Annotated in this window: 8 protein-coding genes and 1 pseudogene; all 9 read left to right on the forward strand. The window is 53.1% G+C overall.

Translation table 11 applies throughout. The features are described from left to right. The first annotated feature begins 1 nt into the window (after position 1). A complete protein-coding gene (gene rplA, locus AB7C91_RS12260) occupies positions 2-691 on the forward strand; it encodes a 50S ribosomal protein L1 (RefSeq protein WP_332445785.1) in 690 nt (229 codons plus the stop codon). Positions 692-706: 15 nt separating this feature from the next. Next, on the forward strand, positions 707-1231 hold the full coding sequence (gene rplJ / locus AB7C91_RS12265) for a 50S ribosomal protein L10 (protein ID WP_332445786.1): 525 nt from the start codon (positions 707-709) through the stop codon (positions 1229-1231). Positions 1232-1302: 71 nt separating this feature from the next. Then, positions 1303-1692, forward strand: a complete 390-nt coding sequence (gene rplL, locus AB7C91_RS12270) for a 50S ribosomal protein L7/L12 (RefSeq protein WP_332445787.1) — start codon at positions 1303-1305, stop codon at positions 1690-1692. Positions 1693-1865: 173 nt separating this feature from the next. Continuing rightward, on the forward strand, positions 1866-5384 hold the full coding sequence (gene rpoB, locus AB7C91_RS12275) for a DNA-directed RNA polymerase subunit beta (RefSeq protein WP_332445792.1): 3519 nt from the start codon (positions 1866-1868) through the stop codon (positions 5382-5384). A gap of 15 nt (positions 5385-5399) precedes the next feature. Beyond that, positions 5400-9680, forward strand: a complete 4281-nt coding sequence (gene rpoC, locus AB7C91_RS12280) for a DNA-directed RNA polymerase subunit beta' (protein WP_428591826.1) — start codon at positions 5400-5402, stop codon at positions 9678-9680. Between the two features lie 172 nt (positions 9681-9852). Continuing rightward, positions 9853-10227: a 30S ribosomal protein S12 gene (rpsL, locus tag AB7C91_RS12285; RefSeq protein WP_332445789.1), complete on the forward strand. Its 375-nt coding sequence runs from the start codon at positions 9853-9855 to the stop codon at positions 10225-10227. An 18-nt stretch (positions 10228-10245) separates the two neighbouring features. Then, positions 10246-10716, forward strand: a complete 471-nt coding sequence (gene rpsG / locus AB7C91_RS12290) for a 30S ribosomal protein S7 (protein ID WP_332445790.1) — start codon at positions 10246-10248, stop codon at positions 10714-10716. Between the two features lie 399 nt (positions 10717-11115). Next, the gene (tuf, locus tag AB7C91_RS12295) at positions 11116-12306 is read left to right on the forward strand and encodes an elongation factor Tu (RefSeq protein WP_428591831.1); all 1191 of its coding nucleotides are present in this window, start codon (positions 11116-11118) and stop codon (positions 12304-12306) included. A gap of 62 nt (positions 12307-12368) precedes the next feature. Beyond that, positions 12369-12462: pseudogene (locus AB7C91_RS12300) on the forward strand (30S ribosomal protein S10); the annotation flags it as partial.

Genomic DNA, 12462 nt, shown 5'->3' on the forward strand with positions numbered 1-12462 from the left:
GATGAAACACGGAAAGAATTATCGCGAAAGTATCAAGAAAGTCGACCGTGAGAAGCTGTACACCTTCGAGGAAGCCGCTGCCTTGGTCAAGGAAATTGCCTTTGCAAAATTCGACGAGACTGTTGAGATTTCTGTAAAGCTTACCTTGAAAAAGAGCCAGAGCGTCCGTGATACGGTTGTCCTTCCCAATCAATTCTCCGCCCAGAAGCGTGTACTCGTATTCGCAAAGGGAGAGAAAGCCGAGGAAGCCCGTCAGGCTGGTGCCGCATTTGTAGGCGACGACGACCTGATCGAGAAGATCCGCGGCGGCTGGATGGATTTTGATGTGGCTGTCGCCACTCCTGACATGATGAAGGACGTAGGTCGTCTCGGTCCCATCCTGGGAAGAAGGGGCTTGATGCCCAACCCCAAGACCCAGACCGTCACCTTCGACATCAAGGGTGCTCTTGCCGAGCTCACCAAGGGACGTGTCGAGTTCCGCTCTGATAAGACCAATGTCATTCACCTTCCCATCGGAAAGATTTCCATGGATCCGGCCAAGGTCAGCGAAAACGCCAAGTCCGTCGTCAAGGAAATCGTCCGCAAGAAGCCTTCAGATGCCAAGGCTGACTTCGTAGTCAGTATCGCCCTTTCTTCTTCCATGGGTCCGGGCGTCCGGGTCAATGTGAAGGATATGACGGCTTCGGTATAAGAGGAGATGCACACTATGGATTACAAGACTCGTATTACCCCTGCCAAGGAAGAGGCCGTCAAGGCTTTGAAGGATGAGTTCAGCCAGTACACCGGGTATATCTTCACTGATTACCGTGGTATGACGGTTGAACAGATCACTGCACTGCGCAGAACCTTGATGAAAAAGGATGCTGCGTACCGTGTCGTGAAGAACCGGTTTGCCAAGATTGCTTTGGCTGAGCTGGACAACAAGGCTGATGATCAGCTGGTCGGCCCGACCGCCATTGCACTCGTCCGTGGGGATGAGGCCAATGTGGTAGCCAAGGAATTGTTCGCCATCGGCAAGGAAGGGGCTTCCATCCAAGTCAAGGGCGCACTGCTCGATGGAAAGTTCTTCAATTCCGAAGAGGTCGAGGCTTTCAGTAAGCTGCCGACCAAGCTCGAATTGATCGCTTCCTTGATGGGCACCATGAAGGCACCGGTACAGAAGCTGGCGGCAACGTTGCTCGCCTATGTCGAGAAGAACGGCGGCGCACCTGCTGCTGGAGAAGAGAACTAAACACAGTCTTAGTCTTCACAGGTAACCTGCTATGACTGTGTTGACAAAACTTTGTATAAGGAGAAGATAATATGGCTACTAAAGAAGAAATCTTGGAATCGATCGCAAGTATGTCCGTCATGGAAGTCGCTGACCTCATCAAAATGATGGAAGAGAAGTTCGGTGTGCAGGCTGCTGCCGCTGCTGTAGCAGCTGGTCCCGCTGCCGGTGCCGCCGCTGCCGAGGCTGTCGAGGAGCCCACTGAATTCAACGTGGTCCTCAAGGCTTGTGATCCTGCGAAGAAGATCGCTGCCATCAAGGAAGTCCGCGCCATTACCGGTCTCGGCCTGAAGGAAGCCAAGGAGCTTGTTGAGGCTGGAGACAAAGTGGTCAAGGAAAGTGTCAGCAAGGCCGACGCAGCTGCTCTCAAAGAGAAGCTCGAGGCTGCCGGCTGCACTGTCGAGGTCAAGGCGGTTGACTAATCTGATTCGGGGGAATTGGCCATCCGGCCAGTTCCCTGCTCATGTTTTTTGCAAGTGGGCTTCGGCCCGGTTCATTGAGCCACCGGATAGACACCGGTGGCCTGTTGTGTCTTTTGTTTCCCTTGTGCAAGAGGGAGTTTGTCTGTTTCTCAATTGACTTTGGAGGGTACATGATGGTTGCCAACGGCAAAGCCATAACACGCACGTACATCGGTTCTGAATTACAAGAAGTCTGTGAACTGCCCAACCTTATCGGCGTCCAGCTTGATTCCTATGAGCGATTTCTCCAGCTGGATAGGATGCGGAAAGGTTTGGGTCCGGATCCGTCGTACGGGCTGGAAGAAGTGTTCCAGTCTACATTCCCCATTGACAGTCCCAACGGTGAGATGCGTCTTGCCTACAAGGGATACGCCATCGATCTTGAGAACATCAAGTTCTCGGAATCGGAGTGCAAAAAGAAAGGTCGGTCTTTCAGTGTTCCCATCAAAGTTACGATCAGTCTTGAGTTCTCCAATGGTGAGATGAGGGAAAAAGAGATCTTCTTTGGTGATATTCCGTTGATGACCGATCGCGGTACCTTCATCATCAATGGTGCGGAACGGGTTGTGGTCAGCCAGATCCACCGCTCCCCCGGTGTCATTTTCTCCAATGAGAAAGATGTATACTCTTCCCGGATCATTCCCTATCGAGGGTCTTGGCTGGAATTTGAGATTGATGACAAGAAGCATCTGATTTTTACCAAAATTGATAGAAAGAAGCGTATCCTCGGTACGCTTTTCCTGCGTGCCATCGGTCTGGACACCCGCGAGAAGATTCTTGAGCATTTCTACAAGGGTGAGACGCTTGAACTTGCAGACGACGCCGATTTGAAGGCGAGCCTGGAAAACCGCTATCTGTACAAGGATGTGTACGCGATGGTGGAAGGCGAGAAAAAGAAAGTTCTGCGCGCCGGTGATATGCTGCACCCACATGAAATCGATGAGCTGCTCAAACTGAAGATCGATTCCATCCAGTTGGTGTCTCTTCGTGGCGAAGGGACGCTGCACAGTGATATGATCCTCAATTGTTTTGAGATTGAGGATGCCAAATATACCCGTGAAGGATTTGATGAACCTACCAAGGAAGATGTCCTTTCCCCGATTTTCTCGGTGTTGATGCCCGGCGAGATGATTGCCATCGAGCGTGCGGAAAAGGATCTTCCCGACATGTTCTTCTCCAGCCGTCGGTATGATCTTGGATCTGTCGGCCGCTATAAGTTCAATAAGAAGTTCGGTACCGGTACCGACGAGGAAGATGAGGAAGCATCCACCGATCTGACGGTGCTTACTCCCCAGGACATCGTCAATACCATGGCCTTCCTGATCAAGGTGTTCATTCGTGAGGAAAACGTCGACGATATCGACCATTTGGGAAATCGCCGTGTCCGCTCGGTTGGTGAGTTGCTCCAGAATGCACTGAAGAGCGCATTTGCCAGGATGGAACGGATTGCCAAGGAACGTATGAACCTGGAGACCGGTTCGGTCAAGCCGCAGGATCTGATCTCGATCAAGCCGATTGTGGCCGCCATCAAGGAATTCTTCGGAAGCAGCCAGCTGTCACAGTTCATGGATCAGGTCAACCCGCTTGCCGAATTGACGCATAAGAGAAGGCTGAATGCACTCGGACCCGGTGGTCTGAGTCGTGACCGTGCAGGGTTCGAGGTTCGTGACGTTCACTACACCCATTACGGTCGCATCTGTCCGATCGAGACGCCTGAAGGACCGAACATCGGTCTTATCGTCTCGTTGGCCAACTATACCCGCATCAATCGGCATGGCTTTTTGGAGACACCCTACCGTAAGGTGGCAAATGGGGTCGTATCCAAGCAGTACCGCTATCTGGATGCCAACGATGAGGAGAAATACTTCATCGCACAGGCTTCGGCATTGTTGGATGCAGACGGACATTTCAAGGACGCCGAGGTTCCCGTACGCAGAAGCGGTGACTATTCCACCAAACCCCCTGCCGAGATTAAATACATGGACGTGGATCCGAAACAGGTGCTCAGTGTCGCCGCTTCGTTGATTCCCTTCCTTGAACACGATGACGCAAACCGTGCATTGATGGGTTCGAACATGCAACGCCAGGCAGTTCCCCTTGTATTCCCGGAGACCCCCAGGGTCGGTACGGGTATGGAGGGCAAGGCAGCCTATGACAGTGGTGTTCTGCTCAAGGCCAAACGCAGTGGTACGGTTGTCTATGTAGGTTCCGACCGGGTGCTCGTACAGCCTGATGATCCCCAGATCCAAGGGGAGATCGATTCCTACGAAGTACTGAAGTACCAAAGGACCAACCAGGATACCTGCTTCAACCAGAAGCCCATCGTATCCTTCGGCCAGCATGTGGAAGCCGGTGCCGTCCTTGCCGACGGTCCTGCCACCGAACAAGGGGAACTTGCACTCGGACGCAACATCCTGGTAGGGTTCGTACCTTGGAATGGGTATAACTACGAGGATGCGGTTCTCATCAGTGAACGTGTCGTAAAAGATGATATCTTCACCTCCATCCACATCAAGGAATTCACCACTGATATTCGGGAGACCAAGCTTGGACCTGAGAAATTGACCCGTGATATCCCCAATACCAGTGACAAGATGTTGGAACAGCTTGATGAGGACGGCATTGTCCGCATCGGCACCTCGGTCCGCCCAGGTTCCATCCTTGTTGGAAAGGTGACTCCCAAGAGCGAGAGCGATACCACTCCGGAGTTCAAATTGCTGAACTCGATCTTCGGTGAAAAGGCCAAGGAAGTGCGTGACACCTCCCTGAAGGTTCCCCACGGAACCGAAGGTACGGTTATCGACATCCAGCGCCTGAAGCGCAGCAACAACGATGAGCTTCCTCCCGGAGTAGAGGAGACCGTGAAGGTTCTGATTGCAACAAAGCGCAAGCTTCGACAAGGTGACAAGATGGCTGGTCGCCATGGTAACAAGGGTGTTGTCAGCCGGATTCTTCCTGAGGAAGACATGCCCTACATGGAAGATGGAACTCCGCTGGACGTCTGTCTGAACCCGCTGGGCGTTCCTTCGCGAATGAATATCGGGCAGCTGATGGAAACCCAGCTCGGTTGGGCAGCCGTCAAACTGGAAAAATGGTACTCCTCACCGGTGTTCCAGAGTGCAACGATGGAGCAGATCGAGCAGAAGATGCGCGAAGCCGGGTTGCCGGAAAACTCCAAGACTACGTTGTACAACGGGCTTACCGGAGTACCTTTCGTCAATCCCGTATTCTGTGGATACATCTATTATCTGAAGTTGCACCACCTGGTCGATGACAAGATGCATGCCCGTTCCACCGGACCCTACTCCCTGGTAACGCAGCAACCGCTTGGCGGTAAGGCTCAGTTCGGTGGTCAGAGACTCGGAGAAATGGAAGTATGGGCCCTGGAGGCGTACGGCGCTGCCAATACGCTGCAGGAGCTCTTGACCATCAAGAGTGATGACATGAACGGCCGTGTGAAGATTTATGAGAGTATCGTGAAGGGTGAACCGGCCACTACCGCTGGAATGCCTGAGGCATTCAATGTATTGGTGCAGGAAATCCGTGGTCTGGCTTTGGATATGTCCGTGTATGATTCCAAAGGCCGGCAGGTGCCCCTCACCGAACGAGATGAAGAGTTGATCGCCAAGCAGTCGAAAGGCTCCCTCAATTAACCAGGAGAAGTACTGATGAAGGAAATTCAAGATTTCGATAGCATCATGATAAAGCTGGCTTCGCCGGAGCAGATCAAGGATTGGTCCTACGGCGAGGTGAAGAAGCCGGAGACGATTAACTACCGGACGCTTCGACCCGAGCGTGACGGCCTCTTCTGTGAAAAAATCTTTGGTACCACCAAGGAATGGGAGTGCTATTGCGGAAAGTTCAAATCCATCCGATACAAGGGGGTTATCTGTGACCGTTGTGGCGTCGAGGTAACCAATACCAAGGTCAGGCGTGAGAGAATGGGCCATATCAGTTTGGCCGCTCCCGTGTCCCACATCTGGTATTACCGGTCGGTTCCCAGCCGGATGAGCATGCTCCTTGATATTACCCGCAATGCTTTGCAGAGCATTCTCTATTATGAGAAATATGTGGTGATCAACGCCGGAGATACCAATCTCAAGCCCAAGCAACTGTTGACCGAAGAGGAGTACTGGCAGGCTCGCGAGCAGTACGGAGACTCCTTTGAAGCCGGCATGGGTGCTGAGGCCGTACGCAAATTGTTGGTCAATCTTGATCTCGAGGAACTGTCCCGCGAGCTTCGTGAGCAGATGCGGGTCAAGGCTGACAAGGCGGACAAGCGCCTGCTCAAGCGCATCGAGGTATGTGAGAACTTCCGCGACAGTGGCAACCGCCCTGAATGGATGATCCTTACCGTCATTCCCGTCATTCCGCCCGATCTGAGACCGATGGTCCAGCTCGACGGCGGAAGGTTTGCAACCAGTGACCTGAATGACCTGTACCGTCGTGTCATCAACAGAAACAACCGCCTTGACCGTTTGGTCAAACTCAATGCCCCGGACATCATCATCCGCAACGAAAAGAGAATGCTGCAGGAAGCGGTGGACGCCCTGTTTGATAACTCCAAGCGCAAACGCGTAGTCAAGGGTGCCAGCAACAGGCCGCTGAAGAGTCTGTCTGACATGCTCAAGGGCAAGCAGGGTCGTTTCCGACAGAATCTGCTCGGTAAGCGCGTTGACTACTCAGGTCGTTCGGTTATCGTTGTCGGCCCTGAGCTGAGGATGCACCAGTGCGGTTTGCCTTCCAAGATGGCTCTCGAATTGTACAAGCCCTTCATCATGAAAAAGCTGGTGCAGGACGGGGTTGTCTACAACATCAAGAAAGCAAAGAGTCTGGTAGAGGAAGAGACGGATGCCGTATGGTCCATCCTTGACGATGTGGTCAAGGAACATCCGGTGTTGCTCAACCGCGCACCTACGCTTCACCGTCTGGGTATCCAGGCCTTTGAGCCGGTTCTGGTCGACGGGAAAGCCATCAAGCTCCATCCGTTGGTATGTCATGCATACAATGCCGACTTCGACGGTGACCAGATGGCCGTACACGTTCCGCTTACCCATGCCGCCCAGCTGGAATGCTGGACCTTGATGCTTTCGGTTACGAACCTGCTTGACCCTGCAAACGGCAAGCCGATCGTCTATCCTTCCCAGGACATGGTGCTTGGTATCAACTACCTGACCCGTGACATGGAAGGGGCAGCCGGTGAAGGCAAGTACTTCGATAGTATCGGCGAATTGGAACTGGCCATCGACAGCGGAATGCTTTCGTACAATGCCAAGATCCGCTACAAGCTGGAGAATGGTGCCAAGATCGAAACCACTCCCGGCCGTGTGCTGTTCAATGCGGTGTTGCCCAAGAGTGTCCCGTATCAGAACACCACCCTCGGCGACAAGGAGTTGAAGGCGCTCATCGGGGATACCTTGAAAGCAAACGACAATTCAATCGCCGTTGAGATGCTCGATTCCATCAAGGATCTTGGGTATAAGTATGCAACCCTTTTCGGGGCGACGATCGGTCTTTCCGATATGATCGTGCCTGATGCAAAGAATGAACTGGTGAGCAAGGCCAATGTGGAACAACAGCGGATTCTGGACCAGTATCGCCAGGGCCATATCACCCAGGAAGAACGGTACAACAGGGTCATCGAGGTCTGGACCCAGACCAATGACCAGCTCACCGACGCCTTGATGAAGGAATTGCGTGCCAGCCAGAACGGATTCAATCCGCTCTTCCTCATGGCCGATTCCGGTGCCCGTGGTTCCAAGACGCAGATCAGACAGCTTGGTGGTATGCGTGGTTTGATGGCCAAGCCGTCCGGCGACGTCATCGAGTTCCCGATCAAGTCGAACTTCAAGGAAGGTCTTTCGATCATTGAATTCTTCATTTCCACCAATGGTGCACGTAAGGGACTTTCCGATACCGCACTGAAGACCGCTGAGGCAGGATACCTGACCCGTCGTCTGGTTGACATCAGCCAGGACGTGGTGGTCAACGAGGATGATTGCCATACCATCAACGGTATCTGGCGTGCAGCGATCAAGGATGGCGACGAAATCGTCGAGACCCTGGCTGACCGTGTTGTCGGGCGCTGTCCCGTCGAGGATGTCCTGCATCCCTTCACTCGCGAAGTCCTTGCAAAGGCCAACGAGGAGATCGACGATGCCACGGCGAAGAAGATCGAGGAAGCCGGCATCGAACGGATCCTGCTCAGAACCGTGCTTACCTGTGAGGCGAAGCATGGCGTCTGCCGCAAGTGCTACGGACGCAACCTTGCCACCAACCGCCCTGTGGTCATCGGTGAGGCTGTCGGTATCATTGCAGCTCAGTCGATCGGCCAGCCGGGAACCCAGCTTACCATGCGTACGTTCCACGTCGGTGGTACCGCTTCGACCAGTGCAGAGGAGAACAAGCTAACCTTCAACTATCCGGTCATCATCGGATCCATCACCGGTTCTCGTGTTGTCCGGGAAAGCGACGCACTCAGTGTCTTCACCCGCAAGGGCCATATCGAGGTGTTCAGGGTCAATGCGGTCATTGAGAAGGGCGCGTATGATGCGTTGCTCATCGAGGACGGATCGGTGGTCGCCAAGGGCACTCCGATCTATGAAAAGGATGGGATCACGGTACTGAGCGAGGAAAACGGCTCGGTCAAGATGATCGACGATAAGATCTATCTGGTCGGTCATGCGGTCTCGCAGGTTGTGAAGACCGGTTCCGAGCTGCTGGTTGCGAGCGGTGCGTATGTTGAGGCGAAAAACGCCATCGTCACATTCGACCCGTTCAGTGAGCCGGTACTTGCAGAAGCAGCCGGTTGGACGAATTTCGTTGATATCAAACTGGGCACCACGTTGCTTGAGGAAGTGAACGAGGAAACCGGAAACATCGAGAAGAAGATCACCGAACACAGCCTTGAGTCCTTGCAGCCGCGCATCGAGATCACCAGTGCCGAACACGGCAAGGGTGAAGTGCTGGCCGTGTACCTGCTGCCCGGTGGTTCCTACCTTCAGATCAACGATAATACGAAGGTTTCCAAGGGATCCATTCTGGCGAAACTGCTGAAGGAAGGGGTGAAGACGAAGGATATCACCGGTGGTCTTCCCCGTGTCGGAGAGTTGTTCGAAGCGCGCAGACCCCGTAATGCGGCGGTGTTGGCCCAGGTTGCCGGTCAGGTCGCCTTTGGTCCCATCGTCAAAGGCAAACGCACCATCGTGGTTTCCGACCCGTACGGCCATGAGTACAAGCACATGGTTCCGATGGGCAAAAACCTTCTGGTCCGTGACGGCGACTCGGTGGAAGCTTCCGAACCGTTGTGTGATGGTTCGATCGATCCGCACGACATCCTTGATATCATGGGTGAGAATGCGTTGCAGTCCTTCCTCGTGGACGAGGTCCAGGAGGTGTACCGCATGCAGGGTGTGCAGATCAACGACAAGCACCTCGGTGTCATCGTCAGGCAGATGTTGCGCAAGGTCGAGGTTGTCCATGTAGGTGATACCAACCTGATCCATGGACAGCAGGTGGACAAGTATCGGTTCTTTGAGGAAAATGACCGGGTAATCACCGAAGGCGGTGAGCCTGCGGTTGCACGGCCTTTGCTGTTGGGTATCACCCGGGCATCCTTGAGCATCGATTCGTTCATCTCCGCAGCTTCCTTCCAGGAGACCACCAAGGTCTTGACAAATGCAGCAATTGCTGGTAGTAAAGATGAGTTGCGCGGTTTGAAAGAGAACGTCATCATTGGACATCTGATTCCTGCGGGAACGGGTATGCGTACCTATCGTGATGTCAAGCTCAAGGACGAGGAGTTGCTTGCACTGCAGCAGAAGGTTGATGCAGTCAAGGAATCAAGACGTCAGGAGATGATTGATGACGACGATTTCGATGTCGAGGATTTGGCAGACATGAAATCCGTGGGTGATGCCGTGGATGTGGACGATTACGATGAGGAATGACGGATACGCCTGTCGGCGTACTCGTTGCTGAATCGGGTCGTGGAAAAACCACACCACCGTGTCCATGCTGGGTACGGATTTTACATATGACGTGCTGCCCGTAGGGCGGCACAGATCCCTGCTTTTGTGAGAGGTGGTGGATCAAAGAACGAAAAGGGAGTGTGTCTATAAGATGCCTACTATTAATCAGCTGATCAGAAAGGGAAGGACCAGAGTTGTCAACAAGACCAAGTCCCCAGCCCTTGAAGGTTGTCCCCAGAAGCGTGGCGTATGCACCAGGGTCATGACCGTCACCCCGAAGAAGCCGAACTCTGCACTGAGAAAGGTCGCTCGTGTGCGTCTTTCCAACGGTATTGAAGTTACCGCCTATATCCCCGGTATCGGACATAACCTGCAGGAGCACTCGGTTGTTCTTATGCGTGGTGGAAGAGTCAAGGACCTTCCCGGTGTTCGCTATCACATCATTCGCGGTGCCAAGGATACCCTGGGTGTCGCAGATCGCAAGAGAAGCCGTTCCAAGTACGGTGCCAAGCGGCCCAAGGCTTGATAGGGGAGGAAAGAGAATATGTCCAGAAGAACTACCGCCCCCGTCAGGGAAGTGTTGCCCGATCCCGTATATGGGAGTGTCATCGTCGAAAAGTTCATCTGCCGCATGATGGTGGATGGAAAGAAATCGATCAGTACCAGAATCATCTACAATGCAATGGATACGCTTGCTGAGAAGACCGGTGAGAAGGCTCTTGAAGTCTTTCTCAAGGCTCTCGACAACGTAAAGCCTGTCGTAGAGGTCAAGAGCCGCCGTGTCGGTGGTGCCACCTATCAGGTTCCTGTTGAGATTCGCGAGAATCGCCGCGAGGCTCTGGCTATGCGCTGGATCATCGCAGCTGCCCGCAACCGCAACGGCCACAGCATGGCTGAGAAGCTTGGTGCCGAATTGCTTGATGCCTATCAGAATACCGGTTCCGCCTTCAAGAAGAAGGAAGATACCCACAGAATGGCAGAGGCGAACAAGGCTTTCAGTCACTACCGCTGGTAGTATTGAAATCCTGCAAAAATGCCGGTTTTTCCTTGGGAAAGACCGGTTTTTCTTTATATTCATGGAATTACTGTCAATCGCTTGACATAAAAACTGCTTTCGCTTATATTGCATAAGGTGTCTGCATAGCTGTGTCTATGTAGTACTACTATGAAGAGCCAAACCGATTATTGCAGAAGCAATGATAAGGTGGTTTCAGGCAGTACGAAGTTTTTTTATAAAACTTATACTATGTCGTCAGGATGGGTTCTCCAGACCTGCCGACCTCTGGAATCCTCTTATGTTTTTGTTTCCACGTAATTAGTTTGTCTCAATCGAAATGGTAAAGGCTTTGGGCCTTTATGAGCACATATTAATTATTTTTTGTGACAGACATTGGAACGTCACAAGGAGGAAATGATGGCAAAAGAGAAATTTCAGAGGACGAAGCCACACGTAAACGTAGGTACCATCGGTCACGTTGACCATGGTAAGACTACCCTTACCGCCGCAATTACCATGCATTGTGCAAAGCTGTTCGGCGACAAGGCACTCGCTTACGATGCTATCGACAACGCCCCTGAGGAAAAAGAGCGCGGTATTACCATTAACACCAGACACGTTGAGTATCAGTCCAAGAATCGACACTATGCACACGTTGACTGCCCGGGCCACGCTGACTACATCAAGAACATGATCACCGGTGCTGCACAGATGGACGGCGCCATCATCGTCGTTGCAGCAACTGACGGTGCCATGGCCCAGACCAAGGAGCACATCCTCCTTGCCCGCCAGGTTGGCGTACCCAGCTTGGTTGTGTTCATCAACAAGTGTGACCAGGTAGACGATCCTGAGCTGATCGACCTCGTTGAGGAAGAGATGCGCGATCTTCTGCGCGAGTATGGTTTCGACGGCGACAATGCCCCTGTCATCCGCGGTTCTGCTTTCGAAGCAATGACCAAGCCGGATGATCCTGAGGCCACCAAGTGCATCGACGAGCTGCTTGACGCAATGGACAGCTACATCCCGCTCCCCGAGCGCGCTGTCGACATGCCGTTCCTGATGCCGATCGAAGACATTTTCTCCATCTCTGGTCGTGGTACCGTTGTTACCGGTCGTATCGAACGCGGTATCATCAAGGTGAACGATCCCGCTTCCATCGTCGGTATCCGTGATACCCGCGACACGGTTGTTACCGGTGTCGAGATGTTCAACAAGCTGCTTGACGAAGGTCAGGCTGGTGACAACATCGGTGCTCTGCTCCGTGGTGTTGACAAGAAAGACGTTGTCCGCGGCCAGGTTCTGGCAAAGCCCAAGTCCATCAACCCCCACGCCAAGTTCAGCGGCACGGTATACGTACTGAGCAAGGACGAAGGTGGTCGCCACTCTCCGTTCTTCAGCGGCTACCGCCCGCAGTTCTATTTCCGCACCACTGACATCACCGGAACCGTCAACCTGCCCGAGGGCAAGCAGATGATTCTGCCTGGTGACCACACTGACATCATTGTTGAACTCATTCACCCCGTCGCCATGGACAAGGGACTCCGCTTCGCTATCCGCGAAGGTGGTAGGACTGTTGCTTCCGGCCAGGTAACCGAGATCATCGAGTAACTGAATTGACGAATGTCTTGCCATCATCTTGATGATGGCAAGGCCCGTTTTTTGGAGGAATAATGGCTAAAGAAAGAATTCGAGTAAGGTTGAGAGGCTTTGATATTGAGCTGGTTGAGCAGAGCTCCAAAGCTATCGTTGAAACTGTTGTCAGGG

The organism is Sphaerochaeta sp., from assembly GCF_050256055.1.
Lineage (GTDB): Bacteria > Spirochaetota > Spirochaetia > Sphaerochaetales > Sphaerochaetaceae > Sphaerochaeta.

What these genes read in the sequence shown, in the direction of transcription:
- rplA (WP_332445785.1), top strand. Translation starts at nt 2, where the DNA reads ATGAAACACGGAAAGAATTATCGCGAAAGTATCAAGAAAGTCGACCGT.
- rplJ (WP_332445786.1), top strand. Translation starts at nt 707, where the DNA reads ATGGATTACAAGACTCGTATTACCCCTGCCAAGGAAGAGGCCGTCAAG.
- rplL (WP_332445787.1), top strand. Translation starts at nt 1,303, where the DNA reads ATGGCTACTAAAGAAGAAATCTTGGAATCGATCGCAAGTATGTCCGTC.
- rpoB (WP_332445792.1), top strand. Translation starts at nt 1,866, where the DNA reads ATGGTTGCCAACGGCAAAGCCATAACACGCACGTACATCGGTTCTGAA.
- rpoC (WP_428591826.1), top strand. Translation starts at nt 5,400, where the DNA reads ATGAAGGAAATTCAAGATTTCGATAGCATCATGATAAAGCTGGCTTCG.
- rpsL (WP_332445789.1), top strand. Translation starts at nt 9,853, where the DNA reads ATGCCTACTATTAATCAGCTGATCAGAAAGGGAAGGACCAGAGTTGTC.
- rpsG (WP_332445790.1), top strand. Translation starts at nt 10,246, where the DNA reads ATGTCCAGAAGAACTACCGCCCCCGTCAGGGAAGTGTTGCCCGATCCC.
- tuf (WP_428591831.1), top strand. Translation starts at nt 11,116, where the DNA reads ATGGCAAAAGAGAAATTTCAGAGGACGAAGCCACACGTAAACGTAGGT.